Annotated in this window: 23 protein-coding genes; 15 read left to right on the top strand and 8 right to left on the bottom strand. The window is 67.4% G+C overall.

Translation table 11 applies throughout. The annotated features are described in order from the left end of the window. The first annotated feature begins 23 nt into the window (after nt 1-23). The 5 genes from BKG60_RS08830 to BKG60_RS08810 are packed head-to-tail and all read left to right on the top strand — an operon-like array spanning nt 24 to nt 3424. Nucleotides 24-851, top strand: a complete 828-nt coding sequence (locus BKG60_RS08830; protein ID WP_075909563.1) for an SDR family NAD(P)-dependent oxidoreductase — start codon at nt 24-26, stop codon at nt 849-851. Then, nucleotides 848-1225, top strand: a complete 378-nt coding sequence (locus BKG60_RS08825; RefSeq protein ID WP_075909562.1) for a hypothetical protein — start codon at nt 848-850, stop codon at nt 1223-1225. The genes BKG60_RS08830 and BKG60_RS08825 overlap by 4 nt, the downstream gene beginning before the upstream one ends. A 20-nt stretch (nt 1226-1245) precedes the next feature. Further along, complete coding sequence (locus BKG60_RS08820; RefSeq protein WP_239251571.1) at nt 1246-1872, top strand: VOC family protein; 627 nt, start codon at nt 1246-1248, stop codon at nt 1870-1872. An 11-nt stretch (nt 1873-1883) separates the two neighbouring features. Further along, entirely contained in the window at nt 1884-2786 is a 903-nt protein-coding gene (locus tag BKG60_RS08815; protein WP_075909561.1) for a fumarylacetoacetate hydrolase family protein, read from the top strand. Next, a complete protein-coding gene (locus tag BKG60_RS08810) occupies nt 2786-3424 on the top strand; it encodes a TetR/AcrR family transcriptional regulator (RefSeq protein ID WP_070943390.1) in 639 nt (212 codons plus the stop codon). Before BKG60_RS08815 ends, BKG60_RS08810 begins: the two co-directional genes overlap by 1 nt. 25 nt (nt 3425-3449) lie before the next feature. Here BKG60_RS08810 and BKG60_RS08805 read toward each other — a convergent pair whose 3' ends face one another. Further along, nucleotides 3450-5270, bottom strand: coding sequence for an Hsp70 family protein (locus tag BKG60_RS08805; RefSeq protein ID WP_075909560.1), 1821 nt, complete (start codon nt 5268-5270; stop codon nt 3450-3452). A gap of 63 nt (nt 5271-5333) precedes the next feature. Beyond that, a complete protein-coding gene (locus BKG60_RS08800; protein ID WP_075909559.1) occupies nt 5334-6446 on the bottom strand; it encodes an NAD(P)H-dependent amine dehydrogenase family protein in 1113 nt (370 codons plus the stop codon). Between the two features lie 68 nt (nt 6447-6514). Between BKG60_RS08800 and BKG60_RS08795 the strand changes: the two genes are divergently transcribed. Beyond that, nucleotides 6515-7261: a 3-oxoacyl-ACP reductase family protein gene (locus tag BKG60_RS08795; RefSeq protein ID WP_075909558.1), complete on the top strand. Its 747-nt coding sequence runs from the start codon at nt 6515-6517 to the stop codon at nt 7259-7261. On the opposite strand, the gene BKG60_RS08790 is transcribed toward BKG60_RS08795, so the two are convergent. Then, entirely contained in the window at nt 7251-7799 is a 549-nt protein-coding gene (locus BKG60_RS08790) for a TetR/AcrR family transcriptional regulator (RefSeq protein ID WP_075909557.1), read from the bottom strand. The genes BKG60_RS08795 and BKG60_RS08790 overlap by 11 nt on opposite strands. A 113-nt stretch (nt 7800-7912) precedes the next feature. Between BKG60_RS08790 and BKG60_RS08785 the strand changes: the two genes are divergently transcribed. Further along, nucleotides 7913-8668 (top strand): SDR family NAD(P)-dependent oxidoreductase, encoded by a 756-nt coding sequence (locus BKG60_RS08785; RefSeq protein WP_075909556.1) that lies wholly within the window; start codon nt 7913-7915, stop codon nt 8666-8668. A 3-nt stretch (nt 8669-8671) separates the two neighbouring features. On the opposite strand, the gene BKG60_RS08780 is transcribed toward BKG60_RS08785, so the two are convergent. Both BKG60_RS08780 and BKG60_RS08775 read right to left on the bottom strand, forming a co-directional pair. Beyond that, a complete protein-coding gene (locus BKG60_RS08780) occupies nt 8672-9742 on the bottom strand; it encodes a DUF4185 domain-containing protein (RefSeq protein WP_075909555.1) in 1071 nt (356 codons plus the stop codon). Nucleotides 9743-9761: 19 nt separating this feature from the next. Continuing rightward, complete coding sequence (locus BKG60_RS08775; protein ID WP_070186599.1) at nt 9762-10286, bottom strand: hypothetical protein; 525 nt, start codon at nt 10284-10286, stop codon at nt 9762-9764. 161 nt (nt 10287-10447) lie between these two features. On the opposite strand from BKG60_RS08775, the gene BKG60_RS08770 reads away from it, so the two are divergent. The 6 genes from BKG60_RS08770 to BKG60_RS08745 all read left to right on the top strand — a co-directional run bounded on the left by BKG60_RS08770 (nt 10448) and on the right by BKG60_RS08745 (nt 17001). Then, nucleotides 10448-11959: an ABC transporter substrate-binding protein gene (locus BKG60_RS08770; protein ID WP_075909600.1), complete on the top strand. Its 1512-nt coding sequence runs from the start codon at nt 10448-10450 to the stop codon at nt 11957-11959. Further along, nucleotides 11956-12933 (top strand): ABC transporter permease, encoded by a 978-nt coding sequence (locus BKG60_RS08765; RefSeq protein WP_239251573.1) that lies wholly within the window; start codon nt 11956-11958, stop codon nt 12931-12933. The genes BKG60_RS08770 and BKG60_RS08765 overlap by 4 nt, the downstream gene beginning before the upstream one ends. Beyond that, nucleotides 12930-13811 carry an ABC transporter permease gene (locus BKG60_RS08760; protein WP_075909554.1) on the top strand — a complete coding sequence of 294 codons (882 nt, stop codon included), beginning with the start codon at nt 12930-12932 and terminating at the stop codon, nt 13809-13811. The genes BKG60_RS08765 and BKG60_RS08760 overlap by 4 nt, the downstream gene beginning before the upstream one ends. Beyond that, entirely contained in the window at nt 13808-15373 is a 1566-nt protein-coding gene (locus tag BKG60_RS08755) for a dipeptide ABC transporter ATP-binding protein (RefSeq protein ID WP_070943396.1), read from the top strand. Before BKG60_RS08760 ends, BKG60_RS08755 begins: the two co-directional genes overlap by 4 nt. Before the next feature lie 3 nt (nt 15374-15376). Further along, on the top strand, nt 15377-16117 hold the full coding sequence (locus BKG60_RS08750) for an SDR family NAD(P)-dependent oxidoreductase (RefSeq protein ID WP_070943397.1): 741 nt from the start codon (nt 15377-15379) through the stop codon (nt 16115-16117). 242 nt (nt 16118-16359) lie between these two features. Beyond that, nucleotides 16360-17001 (top strand): flavodoxin family protein, encoded by a 642-nt coding sequence (locus tag BKG60_RS08745; protein ID WP_075909598.1) that lies wholly within the window; start codon nt 16360-16362, stop codon nt 16999-17001. Here the strand turns inward: BKG60_RS08745 and BKG60_RS08740 are convergent. After that, nucleotides 16998-17825, bottom strand: coding sequence for a universal stress protein (locus tag BKG60_RS08740; protein ID WP_070943398.1), 828 nt, complete (start codon nt 17823-17825; stop codon nt 16998-17000). The two genes, BKG60_RS08745 and BKG60_RS08740, sit on opposite strands and share 4 nt — an antisense overlap. 141 nt (nt 17826-17966) lie before the next feature. On the opposite strand from BKG60_RS08740, the gene BKG60_RS08735 reads away from it, so the two are divergent. Next, nucleotides 17967-19571 carry an adenylate/guanylate cyclase domain-containing protein gene (locus BKG60_RS08735; RefSeq protein WP_083650273.1) on the top strand — a complete coding sequence of 535 codons (1605 nt, stop codon included), beginning with the start codon at nt 17967-17969 and terminating at the stop codon, nt 19569-19571. Here the strand turns inward: BKG60_RS08735 and BKG60_RS08730 are convergent. Together BKG60_RS08730 and fmdA are read right to left on the bottom strand one after the other, a co-directional pair. Beyond that, the gene (locus BKG60_RS08730; protein WP_075909553.1) at nt 19513-21084 is read right to left on the bottom strand and encodes a serine/threonine-protein kinase; all 1572 of its coding nucleotides are present in this window, start codon (nt 21082-21084) and stop codon (nt 19513-19515) included. The genes BKG60_RS08735 and BKG60_RS08730 overlap by 59 nt on opposite strands. A gap of 100 nt (nt 21085-21184) precedes the next feature. Further along, the gene (gene fmdA, locus BKG60_RS08725) at nt 21185-22441 is read right to left on the bottom strand and encodes a formamidase (protein WP_075909552.1); all 1257 of its coding nucleotides are present in this window, start codon (nt 22439-22441) and stop codon (nt 21185-21187) included. A 470-nt stretch (nt 22442-22911) separates the two neighbouring features. Here fmdA and BKG60_RS08715 point away from each other — a divergent pair, with 470 nt between their 5' ends. Beyond that, nucleotides 22912-24846, top strand: a complete 1935-nt coding sequence (locus tag BKG60_RS08715; RefSeq protein WP_070186960.1) for an ABC transporter ATP-binding protein/permease — start codon at nt 22912-22914, stop codon at nt 24844-24846. Nucleotides 24847-24895 lie beyond the last annotated feature (49 nt).

Genomic DNA, 24895 nt, shown 5'->3' with positions numbered 1-24895 from the left:
ACTGGAGTCAATCGGGGGAAGACATGAGACGACGTCGAATCAACCTGGCCGGCAAGCGAATCGTGCTTACCGGCGCCTCTACCGGAATCGGCAGGCAAATGGCCCTGGCGCTCGCCGGTCAGGGCGCCGTACTGGTCGTCGCGGCCCGGCGAGAGGGTTTGCTCAACAAATTGGCGGACGAGATCGCCCACAGCGGCGGTACCCGCCCGATCGTGCTCGCAACGGACCTCACCGAGCCCGGTTCGGCCGCAGGCGTCGGCGCCAGGGCACTCGCGGCCCTCGGAGGTGTGGACGTCGTCATCAACAATGCGGGCGCCAACTTGACCGGACCACAATCACTGATCGCCGATTCGTCCTTTGCCCGTGAGGTTTTCGAGGTCAATCTGTGGTCGCCGCTCGCTCTCACCGCGGCCCTGCTGCCCGCCATGCACGCCGCAGGCTCCGGCACGATCGTCAATGTCACCTCGACCGTGCAGGCGGTTCCGCTGCCGCTGCTCGGGTATTACGCGGCATCGAAAGCAGCACTCGCGCAGGCGACCCGGTCGCTGCGGTTGGAGCTGGCCGAGACGGGCATCCGGGTACTCGAGGTGGTGCCAGGGTCCACCGACACCGCTTTGCGCGACCTCGACGAACTTCCCTGGAAGACAACACCTCCGCGAACCCTGCCTCCGGTTTCACCGGCAGCGACCGCCGCGGCTGTTGTCCGCGGCCTGCAACGTGGCGCGACCCGGGTCGTCTACCCCGCCTACTCGTTGGTCCCGCTCGAAGCCCCGGCGTTCGGCCGGCTCGTGGCCGCCGTCGGCGGCCGGCGGGTCAACACCCGCGACGCGCTGGAACTGGGGGCCCGATGATCCACCTCAGCGATCGCCAGATCCGTATCGGCACCACACTGGGGCTCGTCCACGTGCTGGTGGCACTGGTCGCCCATTTCGCGGTACCCGCGTCGCTGGAGGGCCGACTGGGCCTGAGCGCAGATCCGTGGTTTCGCCGCGAAACCGGCACGGTCAACGCCGGATTCGCCTACGGGCTGTACCGGATCTCCCGCGGAGACCGGGATGCCGCCTTCATCCGTAGCGCCGCCATCAGCGGTCTGCTGATGGCGGCGGTGCGCGCGGTCGCTACGCTGCGCGGGCAACGGGGTGGCCCGCTGTCGGCGCTGATACTCACCAGCGATCTGGCCTTGGGGCTCGGCGGCCTGGTGCTGGCCCGGCAGTTCGACCGATGAACAGCCACCCTAGGGTGCGCGTGAACGCCACCGATCTGGACCGGCCGCCGCGGCCCGGCGCACCGGACAAGCTGGCCCACATCGTGTTCAAGACGCCCCGCGCAGCCGAGATGTCGGACTGGTACCGCCTCGTGTTGGATGCGCTCGTGGTGTTCGATGACGAGCGGATCACGTTCCTCACCTACGACCACGAGCATCACCGCATCGCCTTGATCAAAGTGCCTCGGCTGCTTCGGTTTCCAGGTCGGGTCTGGAAGCTTCACCGCAAGGTCTACGGTGTCGATCACGTCGCGTTCACCTTCGCCGACCTGTCCGCGCTGCTGTCTACCTATCGGCGGCTCGCCGACGCCGGCATCACGCCGGTGTGGTGCATCAACCATGGACCCACCACCTCGATGTACTACGAGGACCCGGACGGCAACCGGATCGAGTTGCAGGTCGACAACTTCACCACGAATCAGGAACTTCTGGATTGGCTCGCTGGAGGCGAGTTCGATACCAACCCGATCGGCGTCGAGTTCGATCCCGATGTGCTGCAACGGCTGGTGACTGCCGGGGCGCCTGGGCTCACCCGGAGAGGGTCGGCGCCGCCCGAGGGCCGACGCGCCCGTGCCGGATTGCGCACACTGCGCTGGAAAACACTGTAGGAGCACGCGAAATGCGACTAGCCACCTTCTCGCTGGGATCCGCTGAGACTCGTGCGGGTGCCGTCGTCGGCGACGAGATCGCCGACCTGAGTGCGTGTGACGGCGGGCCCAACTCGATGCTGAGTCTGTTGCAGCGTTCCGACTGGACGACCGCGGCGGCATCACTGCTGCCCCACGCACCCCGACACCCGATCGAGTCCGCCGTGCTGCACGCACCGGTTCCGACGCCGTCGTTGTTCATGGCCATCGGGCTCAACGCGCCCGATCACCGCAAGGACGTCAACGTCCGTTGGTTGTTGCGCGAACCACGGCTCGTCCGGATCGCCGCGGGCTATCTGCTGGCCCATCCACGGCCCCGGTATCCGTTCTTCTTCGCCAAGGCACCCTCGTCAATCGTCGGGCCCGGCGCTCCGATCCTGCTGCCGCACGACGCCAAACAGGTCGATTTCGAAGGTGAGCTCGCGGTCATCATCGGCACCGGTATCCACGACGCGGACGAGGTCGCCGCCCGCGCGGCGATCGCGGGTTACCTGATCACCAACGATGTTTCGATCCGCGATTGGCAGACCGACAATCCCACTGCGACAGCACTGGCAAAAAGTCACCCCAGCCACGGCCCGCTGGGACCATGGCTGGTGACCGCTGACGAGCTCGACGTGAGCACCGCCGAGTTGCGCACGTTCCTCAACGGCAAGCTGCGTCAGCGCGGCAGCATCAACGATCTGATCCTGTCCCCCGCGCAGGTGGTCAGCCGGCTCAGCCGGTTCTGTGCGCTGAGGCCCGGCGACGTGGTGGCGTGCGGAACGTTCGCTGGCACCGGCTGGCCTGTCGGCCGGTTCCTCCGGCCCGGCGACACGGTGCGCATCGAGGTCGATGGCATCGGGACCTTGAGCAATCCCGTTAGCCTGGGCTGATGCCAGCTAAACCGGCCGTCGCCGACCGGCGTCAACTGATCATCGACGCGGCCCGAAAGCTCTTCGCGAGCCGGCCCTACGACCAGGTCACCACCTCGGAGATCGCGAAGAATGCCGGCGTGGCCTACGGGTTGATCGCCCATCACTTCGGCAACAAGCGCGGGTTGTATCTGGCCGTGATGAACGAGATCGCGGTGGAGATCGCGGCTGCGCAACTCTCTGCTCCCCCCGCCGATGCCTCGCTCATCGACCAGCTGCGCCATGCGTTGCGCAGCCACATCGCCTACATCGATTCGTACTCGGACAGTTTCGTCGCGCTGCTGCGTGGCGCATTGGGGGCCGACCCCGAACACCAGGCCGCGATCGAGCGACTCCGCTGGATGGGTGCATCACGGATCCTGTTGGCGCTGGGCATCGTTGAGCCTGTCGCTCCGGCACTGCGGACCGCCATGCACGGCTGGGTCGGTTACCTCGACGAGATGATGATCGACCGCATCACCCACCACGACATCGACGTCGACGCGTTGGTCGAATTCGCCGCCGCAGCCCTGGTCGCCACGCTCCGTACCGCAGCCGACCTCGATCCCGCGATTGTCTACTCCCCCGATGTCACCGAGGCGCTGGGTTCTTTCCGATGATCGCCGGCATGAACCGCGCTGAGCTTCAGCCCCCGGTCTGAGCGCCGCCGGGCGCGGGAACCCAGGGCAGGCCCGGGACCGTCGGATACGGCGCGGTGGGACTCCACGGTGCCTGCGTCGTCGTCGGTGCCTGGGTGGTGGTCGGTGCCTGGGTGGTGGTCGGCGGAGCTTCCGTCGTCGTCGGAGGCGGCGCCTCGGTCGTCGGGGTCGGCGTCTGTGCGGGAGGTGGGTTCTCCGTCACAGGCGGAGCCTGCGGGGCGGGTTGTTCCACTGTCTGTGTCACGGTGCGGGCGGGAGCCTTCTGTGTGACGGTCTGCGGTGCGTCGACGGGCGCGGGCTCGTCGACCGGCGCGGCAGGGGGGTTTTCATCCGGGGCCGCCGTCGTCGACGGAACAGCCTTGGAGGTGGACGCCGGGCGGGTGGGCTCGTCACCGCCGGTGATGGCCACCAGCGCCGCCACGACGGCCACAAGGACTACCGCGGCGCCGGCACCGAGGATCACCGGCGGCCGCCGATACCAGGGCCGCGCCGCGATCTCGTCGCGCTCGGTCAACTCACGCTCACCGAACTCGAGTTGGGGGCGCGCCGCGGTGCGTCCGCCGGCTGGTTCGAGACCGGTGTCGAAATCGGTCCCGTAGTCGTCGCCGTACGCCTCGGCCCGGTAGTCGTCGACCGGCGCGACACCGGGGACGTCCTGCGCGTCGGACCAGGCCAACGCCTGGGCCGCCGGGGGCGGCTCGGGTGCCAGCAAGGTCGCAGCCGCGGTCGGCGGTGCCGCCGCCGAGGCCGGCGCCATGGCGGTCATGCCCTCCTCGGCGGTGCCGCGCACTGCGGTCAGGCCACCGCCGATGGCCGGGGTCAGCTCCGGCTGCGGCGCGGTGATCACCGGCAGGCGCAGATGTTCGGACAGCGTCGTGGTGATCGCCGGGATCCTGGCGCCGCCGCCGGTGGTCGCCACCGCCACGAGCTCACCGGGGCGCAACCCGGCACGTTCTACCGCGCCGTGCAGCACCGACATGAACTCCCGCAGCGGTCCGTCGACCACGTCATCGAGCTCGTTGCGGTTCAACCGCACTTCGCTGCGATGCCCGGGCAGTTCGGCGACCAGTGTCGTGACGGACTCGGTGGACAGGCGCTCCTTGGCGCGCCGGCACTCGGAGCGCAGCCGCCCCAGCGAGCCGATGGCCGAAGTACTGGCCAGGTCGATCGTTCCGGCCGCGGACAGATCGTTCACCACGTGAGTGAGCAGACCTTGGTCGATCAGGTCGCCGGACAGGTCGGGGTGCCGAATCGTCGGCGCGATCGACCGGTACCCGTTGTCCGCATCGGCCAGCGTGATGCTGGTGCCGCTGCCCCCGAAGTCGCACACCGCGATCACACCGCGCGTCGGCACCCCCGGGTTGTCCTGCAGCGCGACCAGCGCCGCCTTCGCGTCAGGGGCCAGCACCGGGTCACCGAAGTCTCCGACGGCGGCCAGTTCGTTGCGCAGCGCCGCGATCTGATTGGGCCGCCAATGCGCGGGATGGGTGATGGCGATCGGATCGGCCGGCGGACGTCCCCCGGTCAGCGTGCGCAGCAGCGCCGCCAGGGCATCGGCCAGCACCGTCTCTCCCCGGTGCGACGAACCGTCGGGTGCCAGCATGCCGACCGGGTCCCCGACCCGTTCGACGAAGTCGGTGAGGATCAGACCGCGTTCGTTCAGGTTGGGGTTTTCGCTGGGTACCCCCACTTCCGGAGCCCGATGAGGGAAGAGCGTCAGCACCGGCGACCGCGTCAACGCGGCGCGGTCTACCACTACCGCTGTGAGGTTCGTCGATCCAATCGACAACCCGATCCCGTCAGCCATCTCACCCCATTTCGAGAGGAACCCTATCCGGTAATCCATCTCGATTGACGCGGCTGGCGTTACTTAGCGAATGGTGCCGAAGCCTGGAATCAGTGGTAGATCCAGTGGCGTGACCCACCCGGGCAAATGTTCATTGACAGCGGGCACGGCGTTGAGCGCCCGCAGTCCGGTGGCCAGGCAGCCCGCGGCGGCGGCATCGCGGCCCGAGCCGTCGGTGAACCGGAACGCCGTTTCCTGCGAGATGCTCGGAGTGCCCTCGATGTCGACGCGGTAGACGTCGTTGTCGGTTCCGGACGGCCAGTCCGGTGCGGCGTCCAGGCCGATCCGGTTGACGTGCTCGAGCTGGATCCGGGTTTCGCCGCGGTAGACGCCGTTGATCGTGAAGCGCACCGCGGCGACGTTGCCGGCATCGATGATCCCCTTGGCCGATTTGCGCTCCTCGGGCGTGATCCACTTGTCCCACGTGGTGGTGATCTCGTCGAGCTCGATGCCGGCCGCATGCGCGATCATCGGAACCGTTGCGCCCCAGGCGAAGATGAGGATGTCCGGGGTTTCGAGCAGAGCCCGGTGCTCGGGTGGTTTGCCGATGCCCATCTCGAACTCGTAGTCGCCGGTGTAGTTCGTGTAGTCGAGCAGTTCCGAGGCGCGCACCCGGCGGATCTCCGAGCACAGGCCCATCAAGGTCATCGGGAAGAGATCGTTGGCGAAGCCGGGGTCGATCCCGGTGGTGAAACACGACGCCCGGCCCGCCTCACAGGCCTCGGTGATCGGCTCGATCCAGGCCGGCGGGTTCAGGTGCATCTTGGGCCACACCCACGGCGTCATGGCGGTGGAGCAGACATCGATGCCGGCCCGCAGGAACCGGGTGATCACATCGATGTTGGCGTCGGCATGGGCGGCGGTCGGCCCGTAGTGCACCAGCGCGTCAGGCTTCAGTGCGATGAGCGCGTCGATGTCGTCGGTGGCCCGGACTCCCAGGGCCGCCCCGAGGCCGCAGATCTCGCCGACGTCGCGGCCCACCTTCTCCGGATTGCTGACACCGACACCGACAAGTTCGAACAACGGGTGTTTGACGATCTCGGCGATCACCATCTGCCCGACGAAACCGGTGCCCCACACCACGACGCGTTTCTTCACGCCCACACCATAGGTGATACCGGTCACATCGTGAATCATCCTCGCGCGATCAGCTTTGACCTCAACATCATTCGCTTTCGTCGAACTACCCGCGGAGGGCCGACATCATGACAACAGCAACTCTGACCGGACGCCGCGCACTGGTGACGGGCGGGTCCCGCGGGATCGGCGCGGGCATCGTGCGACGACTGGCAGCCGATGGCGCCGCGGTGGCGTTCACCTACGGCGCTTCTGCCGTCGAGGCCGACAAGCTGGTGGCCGAGCTGACTGCCGACGGGGCGAAGGTCGTGGCGATTCAGGCCGACAGCGCCGACCCGGTACAGGTGACCAACGCCGTCGAGCAGGCGGTCGGAGATCTCGGGGGTCTGGACGTGTTGGTCAACAATGCCGGAACGGCGTTCATGGCGCCGATTGAGGAGTTTCCGCAGGATCAGTTCGATCGCCTGGTCGCCATCAACATCGGCGGGGTGTACTCGGCCATCCGTGCCGCGGTGAGCCACCTCGGCGAGGGATCACGGATCATCAACATCGGCAGCATCAACGCCGATCGGGTGCCGACCGGCGGCACGGCCGTGTACGCCATGACCAAGGGTGCGGTCTCTTCTCTGACGCGCGCCCTGGCCCGCGATCTCGGACCCCGAGGTATCACCGTGAACAACGTGCAACCGGGCCCGATCGCGACCGATCTGAACCCTGACGAAGGTGAATTCGCCTCTGTCGTACGGCAAACCACCGCGCTGGGCCGGTACGGGCACACCGGCGACATCGCCGCGGTGGTGAGCTTCCTGGCCGGTCCGGAGTCCGGCTATGTCACCGGCGCGAATTGGAACGTGGACGGCGGGTTCACAGCATAGGCCAACCCGCCAATGCCAGGTCGGCGACCGCGTGCAGCTCCTTCCGGGTTGCCCCACTTCTGGCCTGAATCGAGATCCCTTGGCAGACGGCGGCGATCCAGCGGGCGAGCATCGATGTGTCCACGTCGGTCAGCTCGCCCGCTGTCACCGCCTCATCGAACCGATGCGCCAGTTCACGCACGGCCGCGTCACGAAACTCGGCCAGCCCGGCGGCATTTCCGACCAGCAGGCAGCCATGCGGATCTCCAGAGGTCGCGTCCGCGGCGCCGTGCACCATCGCCTCGGCGACTTCACGGGCGGTCGGCCGGGTGAGCGCCTCGGCCATATAGCCACCCGGGCCGGCGATATAGCGCTGCTTGGCTCGTTCGAAGAGCCCCTCCTTGGAGGCGAACTCGGCGTAAATGCCCCGCCGGTTCACGCCTGTGGCAGCGGTCAGATCGCTGATCGACACGCCGTCGAAGCCACGATCCCAGAACAGCTTCATCGCGATGTCCTCGACCTGATCGGAGTCGAACTCCCGGGGTCGCCCTACCGCCATGACTCACCTTTCGTGTTCCCGGTCACACCGGAAATGTTCCTCTCGACAATCGGCTTGACCTGAGCATACTTTAGAACCGATTGGTTCGCAATACAGCCGGGGGGACAACCCACATGACTGCAGTGATCGAAGCGCCCCTGACCGGACGCCGGGCCCTGGTGACCGGCGGGTCCCGCGGCATCGGCGCAGACATCGTGCGGCGACTCGCCGCCGACGGCGCCGCCGTGGCATTCACCTACGGAGCCTCGGCCGCCGAGGCCGACAAGCTGGTGGCCGAGGTGAGCGCAACGGGCGCGAAGGTCGTGGCCATCCAGGCCGACGCCGCCGTCCCGGCACAGGTGGCGTCCGCGGTCGAACAGACCGTCGCGGCACTCGGCTGCCTCGACATCCTCGTCAACAATGCCGGCACGGCCTACCTCGCGCCGATCGGCGAGTTCCCACAGGAACAGTTCGACCGGGTCGTCGCCGTCAACATCGGCGGGGTCTACTCGGCCATCCGCAATGCGGTCGGACACCTCGGCGAAGGTTCCCGGATCATCAACATCGGCAGCATCAACGCCGACCGGGTTCCGGAACCCGGTCTGTCCATCTATGCGATGACCAAAGGCGCGGTGGCGTCACTGACTCGCGGACTGGCGCGTGAACTCGGACCGCGCGGAATCACCGTCAACAACGTGCAGCCGGGTCCGATCGACACCGATATGAACCCGGCCGAAGGTGAATCCGCAGACGAGCGAAAGCGGGTCGGAGTCCTCGGGCGCTACGGGAACACCGGTGACGTCGCAGCCATCGTGAGCTTCCTGGCCGGCCCGGAGTCCGGCTACGTCACCGGCGCCAACTGGAACGTCGACGGCGGCTACACCGCCTGACCGTCACAGGTTGATCGGGTCGAGCTGACGGGGTGCCTTCGACGTGTCTTTCAGCCTGGCCTTGAATTGCATTGCCCGGTAAGGCCATCCGGCGTCGGTACGCCATTGCGACACCACCAGGCCGACGCCTCCGGTAACGCCGAAGCGCGAACCCGGCAGCAAGTAGCCGCCGTAGAGCTGGGCGACTTTGTTGCCGGCGTGATCCTCACCCTCCCACGACGATCCGACGATCGGCGTCTGTACGGGTGTGGTGTGCATGTTGGCCACCGGGGAGGCCACCACCCGGTAGCCCAAGGCATACGAGGACGAAAGGAATCCGCCCAGAACCCATCTACCGGGACCGGTGCGGCGGAAGGTCAGCTCGCCCCAGGTCTCGTCCGGCGGGGTGATGGGCGTCGCCCGCCGCCCCCACTGCCAGCGTCCGTGGGTGAACCCCCAGCTGTCGTACTGCGACCGGCGGCCGATGTGTTCAGGCCGCACTCGCATCAAGACGATGCCCTTGTCGCGCTGAAATCCCGTCGATACCACGTAAACCCAACCGTCATCCGGGTCCAGGTCCCACGACCAGCACTGCGCATGGCCGTCGTGCAGATCGGCCGGGAACTTCGCTTCCTCGCCCAGGTGGGTCCAGGACACCCCGCTGTCGTCGGAGCGCCAGATCTCGGTCCAGATCACCGTGCCGAAGCCATGGTTGACGATGGCGTGCAGGTACAGCGAGTCGCCGACCCGCAGCAGGTCCGATGGGATCACGGTGCTGATACCGCCGTGTCGCCATCCGGACTTCTTGTCGTCGTGGATGTAGTGCCACAACTGGCGCGCGTAGGTGGGGTCTGGACCCCCAGCGGATTCGTAGACGATCTCGTGGTTGGCGTCGCCGGTGCCGATCAGCACCACCGGCGAGCGCCAGTCGCCCTGCCCGACACGACTTCCGGAAAACGTGTCTCCGAACACCGACACCAGCTTGCCGTTGGGCGCGATGATCGACGCACCGAGATCGGTGGCGGTGACCCCGAACCGGTCCGTGCGACCCGGCCCAGTGATGTCGACGACCTTGCCGTCGATCAGCGGTAGCACTGCCGCCGCTCCTCCGGGCTTACGTGCACCACCGCAATCCACCGGGCTCGCAGTCCAGCGGATAGACCTCGATCTGTGTCTTCAGCGGCTCCTTGTACGCCAGCGTGAACGGGAAGGTGTGGATCGCGGGAGCGATGGTCCCGCCGCACGCCTCGTTGTTGGCCACGCGGCGGGTGCCCCGCAAAGCGATGTCGTCGAATTGGTAGGTCTCGGTGATCGGCGTCCAACTGCCGTCGGAGCACTGGAAGCCTTCCTTGACGCTCGTCGAATAGGTCCATTGCCCGCCGACCAACCTGGCGTCGCCACCCACGCTGACGCGCTTGGTCTCGACATGCAGCCGGCAGGCCACCGCCAGCTCCAGCGGCTCGCGCAAGTCACCGACGGTCGGGACACAGGACGGCCACACACCCCAGGTGTCGCTTGTGCCATCCTCCTGGGTGTACGTGTAGACGCCCATCATGAGTGGGTCAGCCTGCGCGGGGGCGGCGACCCCCAGACTGAGTCCCATTCCGACCGACGAGAACAGGGCGGCTGCAGAGGCCATGCGCTTGAACGTCACAATGGGTGAGTATCGCAGTCTTCATCAGCGCCGTCACCGGTATGGGTCGGGACACCTTCGACCGGCCCCTGTGGCGGCCCCAGCGGGTGAGCGTACGGCGGATCGCCCGCGGTGATCCTGGAGTAATCGTGACCACACGACCAGCGATGAAAGCGTTGGCAGCAGTCCTGGTGTTCGTGCTGGCCGCCTGTTCGACGGGCAGCCGCGTGGACCTCGGCGACGAATCCTCGGGCTATCTCATCGCGGCCATCGCCGGGGAACCAGACCAGCTCGACCCACACCGCACGAGCGCCTATTTCTCGTTCGAGGTTTTGGAGAACGTGTTCGACACGCTGGTCGAGCCGGACGAGGACCTGCAGATGCGCCCGGCGCTGGCGCAGTCCTGGGAGGTCAGCGATGACCAACTCACCTGGACGTTTCATCTTCGTCCTGGGGTGCGCTGGCACGACGGCAGCCCGCTGACCGCCGATGACGTGGTGTATTCGTACCGGCGCATCATCGATGAGCAGTTGACCAACGTGGACAAGTTCAGTGCGGTCAGCAGTGTCACCGCGCCCGACCCGGCGACGGTGCGGATCACCGTCGGCGAGCCCACCCCGAACCTGCTGACCAACCTCGGCGGATTCAAGGGCATGGCGATCGTGCAGCGCGCCAACGTCGAGAGCGGCCAGATCGCCACCCATCCGATCGGCACCGGCCCGTTCTCGTTCGCCGGGCGGCGCAGCGGCGACTCCATCACGCTCAAGGCAAACCCCCAGTTCTGGGGCGGCGCTCCCCCGGTGTCCGGGGTGACGTTCCGGTTCATCTCCGAGCCGACGACGGCGTTGTCGGCCCTGCAGGCCGGCGAGATCGACTGGACGGATTCGGTGCCCCCGCAGCGGGTCGCGCAACTGCGCGACGACGACTCGCTGAAATTGGCGCTCACTCCGGGCAACGACTACTGGTATCTGGCGCTCAACGAAGCCCGGCCACCGTGGAACGACCCACGGGCGCGGCAGGCCATCGCGTACGGCATCGACCGTGATGCGATCGCCGCGGCCACCAGCTACCGCACCGCGGAGGTCAATCAGCTGGCGATCCCGCAGGGCAGCCCATGGTTCACCGACTATCAGCGCTACCGCTATGACATCGAGAAAGCGCGCGACCTCCTGCAGGCGGCGGACGCCGAACCGCGGGATCTCGACATGCTGGTCACCAGCGAATACCCCGAGACCGTCACCGCCGCTCAGATCATCGCCGACAACCTTGCGCCCCTTGGCATCACGGTGCACATCCGTACCGTGGACTTCGCCACCTGGCTCGATGAACAGAACACCGGGCATTTCGACATGCTGATGATGGGCTGGCTCGGGAATATCGACCCAGACGATTTCTACTACGCGCAGCACCACTCTCGCGGCACGAGCAACGCGCAGAAGTTCTCCGACCCCGAGGTGGACCGCCTGTTGGATGCCGGCCGTACCGAAACCGACGTCGCCGAGCGAAAAGACATCTATGCCAAGGCCGCAACCCGAATCGCGGATCAGGCCAGTTATATCTACCTGTACAACCCCTCGGTGATCCAGGCCTGGGCCAACAACCTGTCGGGGTACCAGGTACGCCGCGACGGCGCCGTCCGCTTCCGCACCGCCGACCTAGACGGGGGTCCAATACCATGAGTTTGGCCGCGATCCGCAACGACCATCCGGTGTTGGAATTCCTGGCCCGGCGCCTGATCTACTCGGCGGTGGTCCTCATCGGCGTGCTCGTCGTGGTGTTTGCCCTGGTGCACCTGGTGCCGGGCGATCCGGTCCGCATCGCGCTAGGAACCCGCTACACCCCGCAGGCCTACGAGGCACTGCGCGCGGCCAGCGGAATGGACCGGCCCATTGTCGAGCAGTTCTTCTCCTATCTCGGCTCGGCATTGACCGGCGACCTCGGCGTCAGCTTCCGCAACGGCGACCCGGTCACGCTCATCCTGCTCGACCGACTTCCCGCCACGGTGTCCCTCGGACTGGTCGGCATCCTCATCGCCTTGGTGATCGCGCTGCCCGCCGGGATCTTCGCGGCGCTGCGGGAGGGCAGGGTCAGTGACGCAATCGTGCGGGTCGCCAGCCAGTTCGGCGTGTCGGTACCGGATTTCTGGCTGGGCATCCTGCTGATCGGTGTGTTCGCCTCGACGCTGGGTTGGCTACCCACCTCGGGATACCGCCCGCTGCTTACGGATCCGGGCGGCTGGCTGCGGCACATCATCCTGCCCGGGCTGACGGTGGGCCTGGTGGCCGGCGCCATCATGACCCGCTATGTGCGTTCGGCGGTGCTGGAGGTCGCCGCCATGGGCTATGTCCGTACCGCCCGATCCAAGGGCCTACCACCACCGGTGGTCACCTTCCGCCACATCGTGCGCAACGCGCTGCTACCGGTGTTGACCATCACCGGAATTCAGCTGGCCACAATCCTCGGCGGGGTCATCGTGGTGGAAGTGGTGTTCGCCTGGCCGGGTTTGGGGCGGTTGGTGTTCAACTCCGTTGCGGCACGCGACTATCCGGTGATCCAGGGCACAGTGTTGCTGATAGCGGTGCTGTTCTTGCTGATCAACCTGCTGGTGGACGTGCTGTACGCGGTAGTCGACCCGAGGATCCGGCTGTCATGACCGCCTCCCCCGATACGCGCGTCGCGTCCTGGCGACTGTTGTTGTCCAACCCGGTGACCGCGCTCAGCGCCCTGGTGCTGCTGGCGGTGCTGATCGTGGCGGTGTCCGCATCATGGATCGCCCCGTACGGCATCAACGACATCGACGTGCCCAGCGCACTGCAGGGCCCCGGCACCGCGCACTGGCTCGGCACCGATGAACTCGGCCGCGACGTGTTCTCCCGTGTGCTGGTGGCGATCGCGGCTTCGCTTCGGGTCGCGGTGGTCTCCGTGGCCCTGGCCGCGGTGATCGGTGTGCTGGTCGGTGTGCTCGCCGGCTATCGGGGCGGCTGGGTCGACACCGTGCTGATGCGGGTCGTCGACGTCATGTTCGCCTTCCCGGTGTTGCTGCTGGCGCTGGCGATCGTGGCGGTCCTCGGCCCCGGCGTCACCACCACGATGTTGGCGATCGGCATCGTCTACATCCCAATCTTCGCGCGGGTGGCCCGGGCGTCGGCGCTGGGCGTGCGGGTGGAACCATTCGTCGCGGTGTCGCGGAGCATGGGCACCGGCGACGGCTACATCCTGGTCCGGCACATCCTGCCGAATATCGCCGGGCCGGTCATCGTTCAGCTGTCGCTGTCCTTGGCCTTCGCGATCCTGGCCGAGGCCGCGCTGTCGTTTCTGGGGCTGGGTATCCAGCCACCGCAGCCGTCCCTGGGCCGAATGATCTTCGACGCCCAGGGATTCGTCACGCTGGCGTGGTGGATGGCGGTGTTCCCGGGCGCGGCGATCTTTGTGATGGTGTTGGCGTTCAACCTGTTCGGGGATGGGCTGCGCGATGTCCTGGATCCAAAGCAGCGCACCTCCATCGAGGCGAGAAGGGCGGGGCGGCGATGAGTCGGCCGGTGCTCAAGGTTGACGACCTGCGAGTGACGATCGGGCGCCGCGAGATCGTCCGGGGCGTTTCGTTCGACGTGCAGCGGGAGCAGACCGTCGGCATCGTCGGCGAGTCCGGGTCGGGCAAGTCGATGACGGTGCTGGCGGCCACCGGTTTGCTGGACGCCCCGGGGGCGCGGGTCACCGGCAGCAGCTCCCTGGCCGGCGGGTCCCAGTTGATCGGCGCGTCGGCGCGGGCGCTGCGCGCAGTGCACGGCAGCCGGATCGGGTTCGTCTTCCAGGATCCCGGGACGTCACTGAACCCGCTGCTGACGCTGGAACGTCAGATCACCGAAACGCTTGAGACGCACCGCAAGATGACACGACGCCAGGCCCGGGCGCGGGCCGGTGAGTTACTCGAGGCGGTCGGCTTGTCCCCCGATCGGCTCGATGCGTACCCGCATCAACTGTCCGGCGGACAGCGTCAGCGGGTGATGATCGCGATCGCCCTGGCCTGCGATCCGGAACTGCTCATCGCCGACGAACCGACGACCGCGCTCGACGTCACCACCCAGGCCCAGATCATCGAGCTGGTGGCCGACCTGCAGCGGGATTTCGGTACCGCCGTGGTGTGGATCAGTCACGATCTCGGGGTCATCGGCCAGGTGGCCGATGAGGTGACCGTGTTACGCGACGGCGAGGCCGTCGAACAGGCGCCCATCCTGCAGGTGTTCGATCACCCGCAACACTCCTATACCCGGGAGTTGCTGGCGGCGCGTCCGCTGCTCGACGGCACCGGGCCGCACCCCGCGCCGGCAGATGCACCGGTTCTGTTGCGGACCAACGGACTTGAGGTGCGGTACGGCGCAGTGCGCGCGGTCAAGAACGTGTCCTTCGAGCTGCGGCGGGCCACGACGCTGGGGATCGTCGGCGAATCGGGGTCAGGCAAGTCGACGGTGGCCGCGGCCCTCACCGGGCTGGTGGACCCGTCGGCGGGCACAGCCACGCTGGGCACCGAAGACGTCTTCGCCGGCGGCCGCGGCCTGCGCCGGCGGATCAGCCTGGTGTTTCAGGATCCGTTCGCCTCACTCGATCCACGGGCTCGGGTCGGCACCACGATCAGCGAGCCGCTGCGCGTGCACCGGTTGGCCTCCGGGCGCCGGGCCCGTGCTGCGCGGGTGGCCGATCTGCTCGAACTTGTGGATCTGCCACGGGATTTCGCGTCACGCTACCCGCACGAACTATCCGGTGGACAGCGCCAGCGAGTCAGCATCGCCCGGGCGCTGGCCACCGAACCCGACGTGCTGATCCTCGACGAGTCGACGGCATCGCTGGACGTGTCGGTGCAGTCGCGAGTGCTGGACCTGCTGGCCGAGTTGCAGGGCGAGCTGGGGTTGACCTACCTGTTCATCGCCCACGACCTGGCGGTGGTGCATCGCATGTGCCACGACGTGCTGGTGATGCGCGCAGGCGAGGTGATCGAGTACGGCCCGGCGGCCGGGTTGTTCGCGCACCCCGAGCACGAATACACCCGCACCCTGCTGGCCGCGGTTCCGCCCGCCAGCCCGCGTGAGAAGGTGTGAGCCATGACTGCTCTGGATGGAAAGGTCGCGCTGGTCACCGGCGCCTCATCGGGTCTCGGCGCGGCGGTGGCGCAATTGTTCGCCGCACGCGGTGCGAAGGTGTTCGGGGTCGCCCGCGACGCCGAACGGATGGCGACGGTGTTCGAGGACGTTCCCGGCGGCGCATACGCCTCGGTGGACATCTCCTCCTCGGAGGCCTGCCGGGACGCGGTGGCACAGTGTGTCGAGAAGTTCGGCCGCCTCGACGCCCTTATCAACGTCGCGGGATTTCACCAGATGCGCCACACCGTTTCGGTGACCGACGAAGACTGGGACAAGGACCTCGCCGTCAACCTCAACGGTCCGTTCTTCCTGTGTCGGGCGGCGTTGCCGCACCTGCTGGAAGCCGGCGGCAACATTGTCAACGTCGCGTCGATCGCGGGCGTCGAGGGTGAGGTGTACTCGGCCGGGTACTGCGCCGCCAAGCACGGTCTCGTCGGACTCACCCGCGCCCTGGCCATCGAGTTCACCTCGGAACGGCTGCGGGTCAACGCGGTGTGCCCCGGCGGCATGCTCACCCCACAGACCACCGAGTTCGCCGCACCGGAGAACGCCGACTGGAATCTGATCATGAGGATCGCCGCGCCCCGCGGGATGATGGACGTGGCCGACGTGGCCAAGACCATCGCGTTCCTGGCCAGCGACGACGCGGCCGCCGTGCACGGCGCGGTCTACATCGTCGACGCGGGTAAGACCGCGGGCTGAGCACCGACGCCACCGCGCGGGCACGATAGGAGTGTCCGCGCGGTACGGCGAACGAAGCGGACGATGCCGGCCCACGTCGGCCGAGATGTGGCTGGTCACCGGACACGAGGCCCCATCCGGTCATCGCGAGCGCGCGTCGAACACCGCGGAATGAACTTCACCGAAGCCACCGTTGGACAGGACACGAGGCTCGATCCCGATGCGTGTGGTGGTGTGCGCGCAACAGCTACGGAAGCGAATCGATGAAACTGCTGGTGATCAGCGCAAGCCCGCGCGAAGACGGCAATTCCCACCTGCTGGCCGAAGCCGCTTGTGCCGGTGCAGAATCGGCGGGCCACGATGTGGAGCACGTGTTCCTCGACCAATACGTGGACCGCATGCTGGACAACTGCAGACGCTGCCGAACGCCGGCCGGCTTCTGCTCGCTCGATGACCACTACGAGTCCCTGCTCCTGGACAAGATGCTGCCCGCCGACGGCATCATCTACGCGATGCCGCTGTACTTCTACGGCATGCCCGCACGGCTCAAGACCGTCTTCGACCGACTGTTCTGCTACACCGCCAACAGCGCGCCGCAACAAGAACAGGTCGTCGGAGGTATCACCGACAAGACCGTCGGCGTGCTGATCTCCTGCGAGGAAAACTACGTAGGGGCCACCGCAGGAGTCATCGCCCACTTCCAGGAACTGACCAGGTATCTCGACCAGAGCCTGGCGGGCGTCGTGGTGGGAAATGCGAACAGCCGCGGCGAGATCGCATGCGACCCAACCGATCCGCTGTCCCAGGCCCGGGATCTCGGTGCGCGTTTGTTCGACGTCAGGGTTACCGACTACCGGCTGACCACACCGAGGTCGAACAAGGTGTGGGATCCGGTGGGCTGCTAGCCGCCCGGAACCACCAGAACCGGACGGAAGGTGCGCTGCAGCGTCGCGGCCGCCACACTGCCCAGCAACACCTTCTTCAACCCCGACCGCCCCCGCGAGCCCACCACCACGACACCGGCTCGTTGATCTTCGGCAAAAGCCACCAGTGCATCGGCCGTGGCACCGGCACCGGAGCCACGGAACCTGGGTACGCGATGCGCGGGCTGGGCGGAGGCCACGTCGACCGCGCTGCCGTCGTCGACTCCGACCGAGACCACCTCGCGGTCGGGAAACAGCGAGCCGGCCGCGGCCAGCGCGCGATCGGAACCCGCCGAGCCGTCGACACCGACCACCACCGGCCCGTCGGCCACCGCCGCGTATTCGGTCGAGATCATGTTCTGGGACACCACGAGCACCGCACGGGGCGAGTGGTGCACCACGAGATCCGACACACTGCCCAGTTTCGAGTCTGTCGCGCCGATGCCGCGAGCGCCGACGATCAACACGTCGGGCTCGAGCTGTTCGGCCACCTGCGCCAACCCCAGCCCCTCGCCCGCCCAGGTGCGCTTCACCAACGGTTCGGGATTCCAGCCGGCGGCCCGTGCCAGAATGACGCCGGTGTCGACCAATCGTGCCGCCTCAGCGTCGCTTTCGCTGTCGACGAGGTCGATCAACTCATCGACGTTGCGGGCCGAATGCCGAAGCCTGGCCCGCAACCCCTTGCTGCCGAACGGCGGCGTGCACAGGTAGACCATCACCGCGTCGGCGGCCGGGAACAGTGCGGCACTGCTGCGGATCGCGGTGTTGGCCGCCAGGGACCCGTCATAACCGAGCACCAGCTTCATTTGCGTCCCCTGTCCGTCTCGTCCGTTTCAGGTTCCAGCCTAGAGGGCCGCGGCCACGACCCACCGGCTTCACGCGCTCAGGCGGAAACAGGTAGCCGACTACGCTAACGAGCCGGCTGGTTACACGCGCAAGCTCTCGACATGGACGCTCCCGCCAACGCCTTGACCTGCCTCGGCGCACCCATCGCCGCAGCCCCCGACGGCATCGGGGCCCAACTTCGTGACCAGACGTTCAAGCGCTGGGTGCGGGGCGCGGCGGTCGTCGGCGCCGGTGGCGGCGGGATCGTCGGTGCCTTCCTGGCCTTTGCGGCTCCCATCGTGTTGAGCCCGGCGGACACGCAACACCTGCTGATCCGCGGCGGCACCGTGCTCATCGTGTTCCTGGCGGTGACGATTCCGGTGATGCTGCGAGTGCGCCGGCAGCGGTTCGCCGCCGGCACCGCCTGGCTCAGCGCGGGCCGTCCGCCCACCGCCGAGGAACAGCGGATGACTCTGGGCGCCCCCGGCGAGGCAGTGCGGCTTTCGGCCGCGGTGTGGAGCATCGGCGCGGTGATCTTCGGATCACTGGCGCTCTCTCAGCAGGTTTCCACGGCGATCTACATCTTCAGTGTGGTTGCCCTGGGCGGCATTTCGACGAGCGCCGTGTGGTATCTGATCGTCGAACGGGTCATGCGGCCGGTGTCGGCACGCGCCCTCGACGGTGCCACCCCGGACCGGCGTTTCGGTCCGACGATCGGGCGCAGGCTGGTGATGGCATGGCTGCTGGCGACGGGCGTGCCACTGTTCGGTATCGCCGTGCTGGCGGTCGGTTATCTGGCTGATGTGGGCTTCCGGGCGCAGCGCACCTTCGCCGCGATCCTCATCCTGGTGGGAGTGGCGATCGTGGTCGGCCTGTTCGCGATTCTGATCGCCATCCGCTCGGTCACCGAACGGGTCACCGCGCTGCGCCACGCCCTGGCCCAGGTGCGGTCGGGTGATCTCAGCGCTCGGGTCGAAGTGGACGACGCCAGCGAAATCGGGCGGCTACAGGCAGGTTTCAACACGATGACGGCCGGACTGGCCGAACGCGAGCGCATCCGTGACACCTTCGGCACCTACGTGGATCGCGATGTGGCCGAACACATTCTGCGTGCCACCGGATCGCTGGAAGCCCAGGAGTTGGACGTCACCCTGATGTTCGTCGACGTCCGCGGGTTCACCTCGCTCGCCGAGCGACTGCGACCCACCGAGGTGGTCACGACGCTGAACCGCCTCTTCGAGCGGATCGTGCCGATCGTGCACGACCACGGCGGCCACGTCGACAAGTACGCCGGCGACGGCCTGATGGCGGTGTTCGGGGCGCCACGGCGCCAGGACCGTCATGCCGACGATGCGTTGGGCGCTGCGCTGAAGATCGCCGAAGCGGTGCATGAGGAGTTCAGCGGCAGCCTGACAGTCGGCGTGGGACTGAACTCCGGCCCCGTCGTGGCCGGGAACGTCGGTGGTGCCGGCCGTTTGGAGTTCTCGGTGATCGGAGACGCGGTGAACGTTGCGGCCCGGGTCGAGACGGCTACCCGCCAAACCGGCGACACTGTGCTACTCACCGACGCCACGTTGCGCCAACTCAGCCGGGACCCAGGCGATTTCGAGCTGCGGCCGGGGCTGGCGCTCAAGGGCAAGACCAATCCGGTCGCCGTGTACGCACCGATCAGCGCTCGCCGTACTCCAGCGGCGGCTCCGACGAGTCGACTTTGCCGTAGCTGCTGATGGTGAGCCCGTCGGGCCCGACCTCGTAGCGCGCACCGTCGGCGGGGTTGACGGCCACGAAGCCGTCACCGGAGCGTTCAGCGGTGGGGATCTGAAGGTTGGCCCCGTCGCTGAGCCGCTCGCCACGGTAGGAGAAGCTGTCGGGTCCGGTCTGGCAGATCACCGCCAGCGACGATGCGGTGCGGATCACCGCCGCCGGCGTGCTGCCCGCTGGGCAACGCGCGGTGTGGTCGACGAAACCCTGCGCGTCGGTGCCGCTGACGTTGGCCGTCGCCGATCCGGAGGTCGTGGTGGTGGTGGTCGGCTCTTCTGACGTCGGGCTGGGCGGGGTCGGTGCGGTCAGCGTCTCATGGGTGGAGCCACCGTCGCCTCCGCCGGCCAGCATCGCGGCCAGCACAGCGGCGATCCCGAACAATCCCACCGTGACCAGGATCAGGATGAGATGGGTCCGGCTGAACCGTGGCTTACCCGCGCGGGTCTGCCTCGGCTGCGGCGGCGGGGGCGGAGGTGGGTACGGCGTGAAGCCGGTGTGGTCGGGGTTGGGATAGATCGATGAGAACTCGCGGGTGCCCGCGGGCTGCGGCTGGGGCGGCGGAGTGAGGCGCGGTGCAGCGGCGGGGGCGGGCGCCGGCGTGGGCGGCAGCGGCGGCGGCGGGGCCGACGCGATGCCCGCCACAGAACCGGCCGCGTCGCGGGCGGCCCTGGCCAGTTCCCCGGCACTGGGATAGCGGTCGGCGGCGTCCTTGGCCATGCCCTTGGCGACGACGTCGTCGAACGCGCGCGGGATACCGCGGCGCATGATGCTCGGCCGTGGCGGTGGGGAGAACATGTGGGCGCTCATCAGCTGTCGCAGATCACCCGTCTCGAACGGTGGCCGTCCGATCAGCATCTCGTAGAGCAGGCAGGTCAGCGCGTACACGTCGGCCGCGGGGCCCACCGGGCCACCGGAGAAGCGCTCCGGCGCCATGTAAGCGCTCGATCCGATCAGCACGCCCGTCATGGTGACGCTGGCCTCACCTCCGACGTGGGCGATGCCGAAGTCCACCAGGTACGCGAAGTCATCGGAGGTGAGTAGGACGTTCTCCGGTTTGATGTCGCGATGCACCAGACCGTCGGCGTGCGCCGCATCCAGCGCCGAGGCGACCTGGGCGACGATCCCCGTGGCCCGCACCGGCGCGAGGGGGCCGTTGGTCCGCAGCAGCTCCTTGACGCTGGCGCCCTCCACCAGTCGCATGTCGATGTACAGCACACCGTCGATCTCGCCGAAGTCGTGCACCGGGATCACGTGCGGCTCCTGCAGGCGCGCCGCCACGCGGGACTCGCGGCGGAACCGCTCCTGAAAGCTGGTGTCGGCGGCGATCTCGGTGCGCAGCAGTTTGACCGCCACCATGCGTTCCTTGACGGTGTCGTAGGCGCGGTACACCTCGCCCATTCCACCGACGCCGATCAGCGACTTCAGTTCGTACGGCCCGAACCGGGTGCCGAGGCGCGAGGCACCGGGAGGCGGCGTCATTGCACGATCCTTTCAGCCCTCCCCGACTGTCAACGGTCCGCCGACCGTGCCGCACCGGCGCGGCGAATCGGGGTCCGGTGACGAGGATATACGTGCGCCGTCAGCCGAACGACGAGTGCGGAGCTCCGATGCCCGGGGCGATCTGCACCGGCCCGGTCGCCGACGGTGCGATCGGAAAATCGAAGATGGCCGTCGGAATGTACACCGTCGCACAGGCATTCGGGATGTCGACGACACCGGACAGCCGTCCTTCGATGGGCGCGGCGCCCAGCAGCAGGTACGCCTGCTCGGGGCTGTAGCCGAACTTGGTCAGATAGTCGATCGCATGCAGGCAGGCCCGCTGGTAGGACAGGTGGGAGTCCAGGTAGCGCTGCTCGCCGTCCAGGGTCACCGACGTACCGGAGAACGCCAGCCATTCGGAGTACTGCGGATCGGTGTTGCCGGGCATGAATATGGCGTTCTCGCTCACCCCATAGGTCTCCATGCCGCCGGGAATGACGTCGACGCGCAGGTCGATGAACCCGCCCATCTCGATGGCGCCGCAGAAGGTGATCTCGCCGTCGCCCTGGGAGAAGTGCAGATCGCCGACTGACAGGTTGGCCCCGTCGACGAACACCGGATAGAACACCCGGCTGCCCTTGGTGAGGTTCTTGATGTCCTGGTTGCCGCCGTTCTCGCGCGGCGGCGCGGTGCGGGCGGCCTCGGCCGCCGCCGAGGTGGCGGCGTCACCGGTCAGTCCGCCGAGGATCGCGTCGCGCGGTTCGGGGGGCAGGGCCAGCGGCGGCACGCGGTCGGGATCGGTGGCGATCAGCGCGGCTTCGCGCGTGTTCCACTTGGCCAGCAGCCCGCGCGAGGGCGCGGTGCCCATCAGACCGGGGTGCACGATGCCGGTGAACTCCACCTGCGGCACGTGACGCGACGTGGCCTTTTGTCCGGAGAAGTCCCAGATCGCCTTGTACGCGTCAGGGAACTGGTCGGTGAGGAAGCCGCCGCCGTTGAGCTTGGGGAAGATGCCGGTGTAGCCCCAGCCCTGACCGGCCAGCGGCCCCGAATCCTCTTGCGGAATAGGGCCGACGTCGAGGATGTCGACGATCAGCAGATCGCCCGGCTTGGCGCCCTCGACGGCGATCGGGCCCGAGAGCACGTGCACCGTCGTCAACGGAGCGTTGAGGATGTCGTCGGCAGAATCGTCGTTGACGATGGCACCGTCGAACCATTCGCGGCAGTGCACCCGGAACGAGTCGCCCTGTTTGACCGTCACCGCCGCCGGGATGTCGGGATGCCACCGGTTGTGGCCGAGTTTTTCCTGATCGGTGAACTTCTTGGTCGAGTCGAGCGGGAAGACAACCTCGGGCATTGATCCTCCTTCAGGGGCGGGGCAACTTTTGATGAAGTGGGTTGGTGGTGACTTTCCGTCGCCGGGTGCCCGGTGGCGGGCCGGCGGTGACCGTCGGACGATCGGCGGTCGCGCGGGTGGCGTCCTGAAGTGCCATGGCGGAGGTGTCGGCACGGCTGAGGTTCGGTGAGCAGATCGTTCGGCGTGCGGGCCCGCCACAGCTCGGACAGTCGATCACGTCGGGGCGGGAGTTCATCGAAAATCGCCGCTCGATGGAAGCACAGCCGGACGCACAACGAAACACATAGAGCACCAACGGTTTTCCTCACATTCGCGATGAGGTGCGACATTTGCAACCGTACCTATAAATGCTGATCTTGGCGCGGGATCCGGCACAACGCCGGGCGGATCACTGCGGCGTAGCGCCCGCGACTCGATCCCTGGGTGCGGTAGCTTCACGCAGGTCCGTCGGCGGATCAGGAGGGGCCCTGGTGAGTGATCTGAAACCGTTCTCGCCCTCGATCGATTGGGGCACCGAACTGCTGCACTCCGTGTGGTGGCTGGCCCAAGCCTGGACCGTCACCGCGATCTGCACCATGGCGGTGCTGACCCTGCTCGCCCGTTACACCACGTGGGGCCGGCAGTTCTGGACGGTGACCGGGGCCTACTTCACCGGAGGCCACAGCCTCAAGCCCTGGCTGACGCTGGCCGCAATGTTGTTGTCGGTGATCATCGGGGTGCGATTGGCGGTGCTGTTCAGTTATCAGAGCAACGACCTGTACTCCGCGGCGCAGGTCGCGGTGCAAGGTTGGGCCACCGGCGACGATGCGGTGAGAGCCTCTGGCGTCAGGGGCTTCTGGACCGCATTGCTCATCTTCTCGGTGCTGGCGGCGATCCTGGTCACCCGGGTGCTGGTCGACCTGTTCATGACGCAGCGCTTCATGCTGGCCTGGCGGACCTGGCTGACCGACCGGCTCACCGGCGACTGGCTCGACGGACGCGCCTACTACCGTTCCCGGTTCATCGACCAGACCATCGACAACCCCGATCAGCGCATCCAGTCCGACATCGACGTGTTCACCGCACTGTCGGGCCCACAACCCAACACCCCGCACCAAACCAGCAATGGCACGCTGCCGTTCGGGGCGATCTCGTCGATCGTCTCGGTCGTCTCGTTCACCTCGATCCTGTGGAACCTCTCGGGCGACCTCAGCGTGTTCGGCATCGAGATACCGCGGGCGATGTTCTGGTCGGTGTTCGTCTACGTCGCCTTCGCCACCGTGATCGCCTTCGCGCTCGGCCGTCCGTTGATCCGGCTGTCGTTCAACAACGAAAAGTTCAACGCCGCATTCCGTTACGCGCTGGTGCGCCTGCGCGACGCCGCCGAGTCGGTCGCGTTGTACCGCGGCGAGAACGTCGAGCGGTCACAGTTGCGGGAACGCTTCCGCGCCGTCGTCAGCAACTACCGGCACTTCATCAATCGGACCATGGTGTTCACCGGATGGAACCTGTCGATGAACCACATCATCATCCCGCTGCCGTGGGCCCTGCAGGCGCCGCGGTTGTTCAGCGGCCAGATCCAGCTCGGGACGGTCAACCAATCGGTGGCCGCCTTCGGCGCCATCCAGGATGCGCTGTCCTTCTTCCGCAATTCGTATGACACGTTCGCCGGCTACCGCGCATCGATCATCCGTCTGCACGGGTTGGTCACCGCCGACGAGCAGAGCCGCGCGCTTCCCCAGCTTGATGTCGTCGGCCTCGCCGCGGGCACCGACAGCCTGGTCGAGCTCGGCGATGTCGAGGTCCGCAACCCGGCCGGCGAGCAGTTGATCGAGGATCTGAGCCTGTCGCTGGGCGTCGGCGAGGCGATGATCATCACCGGCAAGTCGGGCACCGGCAAGACGACCCTGTTGCGCAGCATCGCCCAGCTGTGGCCCTACGCTTCGGGCTCGGTGCGCTGCCCGCAGGGCGATGACGAGACGCTGTATCTGTCGCAGGTGCCCTACGTTCCGTTGGGCGATCTGCGAACCGTGGTGTCCTACCCGCACCAGCCGGGCCACCTACCCGACGAGGCGCTGCGCGATGCCCTGCTCGCGGTCGCCCTGCCGCGCTACGTCGACCGGCTCGACGAGGACGGCGACTGGGCCAAGGTGCTCTCCCCCGGCGAGCAGCAGCGCGTGGCATTCGCCCGGGTGCTGCTGACCAAACCCAAGGTGGTCTTCCTCGACGAGGCCACCTCCGCGCTCGACGAGCCGCTGGAATTCATGATCTACAGTCTGATCCGACGGGAACTGCCCGATACGGTGTTGGTCAGCGTCACCCACCGCACCACGGTGCATCGCCACCACACCACCCACCTGGAACTACTCGGCGAGGGACGGTGGCGGCTGGGACGTGTCGACCAGAGCGAACCGGCCGGCGTGTAGTGCCTGCTGGAGACGGCTGACTGTCCGCCGCCCCTGCCGGTCTGGTAAG

Origin of the sequence: Mycobacterium syngnathidarum (assembly GCF_001942625.1) — a bacterium.
GTDB lineage: Bacteria > Actinomycetota > Actinomycetes > Mycobacteriales > Mycobacteriaceae > Mycobacterium > Mycobacterium syngnathidarum.
This window is presented reverse-complemented; position numbering and strand designations above follow the sequence as displayed.

Coding starts and splice junctions, on each gene's coding strand:
- BKG60_RS08830 (WP_075909563.1), top strand. CDS start 24: ATGAGACGACGTCGAATCAACCTGGCCGGCAAGCGAATCGTGCTTACC.
- BKG60_RS08825 (WP_075909562.1), top strand. CDS start 848: ATGATCCACCTCAGCGATCGCCAGATCCGTATCGGCACCACACTGGGG.
- BKG60_RS08815 (WP_075909561.1), top strand. CDS start 1,884: ATGCGACTAGCCACCTTCTCGCTGGGATCCGCTGAGACTCGTGCGGGT.
- BKG60_RS08810 (WP_070943390.1), top strand. CDS start 2,786: ATGCCAGCTAAACCGGCCGTCGCCGACCGGCGTCAACTGATCATCGAC.
- BKG60_RS08805 (WP_075909560.1), bottom strand. CDS start 5,270: ATGGCTGACGGGATCGGGTTGTCGATTGGATCGACGAACCTCACAGCG.
- BKG60_RS08800 (WP_075909559.1), bottom strand. CDS start 6,446: ATGATTCACGATGTGACCGGTATCACCTATGGTGTGGGCGTGAAGAAA.
- BKG60_RS08795 (WP_075909558.1), top strand. CDS start 6,515: ATGACAACAGCAACTCTGACCGGACGCCGCGCACTGGTGACGGGCGGG.
- BKG60_RS08790 (WP_075909557.1), bottom strand. CDS start 7,799: ATGGCGGTAGGGCGACCCCGGGAGTTCGACTCCGATCAGGTCGAGGAC.
- BKG60_RS08785 (WP_075909556.1), top strand. CDS start 7,913: ATGACTGCAGTGATCGAAGCGCCCCTGACCGGACGCCGGGCCCTGGTG.
- BKG60_RS08775 (WP_070186599.1), bottom strand. CDS start 10,286: ATGGCCTCTGCAGCCGCCCTGTTCTCGTCGGTCGGAATGGGACTCAGT.
- BKG60_RS08770 (WP_075909600.1), top strand. CDS start 10,448: ATGAAAGCGTTGGCAGCAGTCCTGGTGTTCGTGCTGGCCGCCTGTTCG.
- BKG60_RS08765 (WP_239251573.1), top strand. CDS start 11,956: ATGAGTTTGGCCGCGATCCGCAACGACCATCCGGTGTTGGAATTCCTG.
- BKG60_RS08760 (WP_075909554.1), top strand. CDS start 12,930: ATGACCGCCTCCCCCGATACGCGCGTCGCGTCCTGGCGACTGTTGTTG.
- BKG60_RS08755 (WP_070943396.1), top strand. CDS start 13,808: ATGAGTCGGCCGGTGCTCAAGGTTGACGACCTGCGAGTGACGATCGGG.
- BKG60_RS08750 (WP_070943397.1), top strand. CDS start 15,377: ATGACTGCTCTGGATGGAAAGGTCGCGCTGGTCACCGGCGCCTCATCG.
- BKG60_RS08745 (WP_075909598.1), top strand. CDS start 16,360: ATGAAACTGCTGGTGATCAGCGCAAGCCCGCGCGAAGACGGCAATTCC.
- BKG60_RS08740 (WP_070943398.1), bottom strand. CDS start 17,825: ATGAAGCTGGTGCTCGGTTATGACGGGTCCCTGGCGGCCAACACCGCG.
- BKG60_RS08735 (WP_083650273.1), top strand. CDS start 17,967: ATGGACGCTCCCGCCAACGCCTTGACCTGCCTCGGCGCACCCATCGCC.
- BKG60_RS08730 (WP_075909553.1), bottom strand. CDS start 21,084: ATGACGCCGCCTCCCGGTGCCTCGCGCCTCGGCACCCGGTTCGGGCCG.
- fmdA (WP_075909552.1), bottom strand. CDS start 22,441: ATGCCCGAGGTTGTCTTCCCGCTCGACTCGACCAAGAAGTTCACCGAT.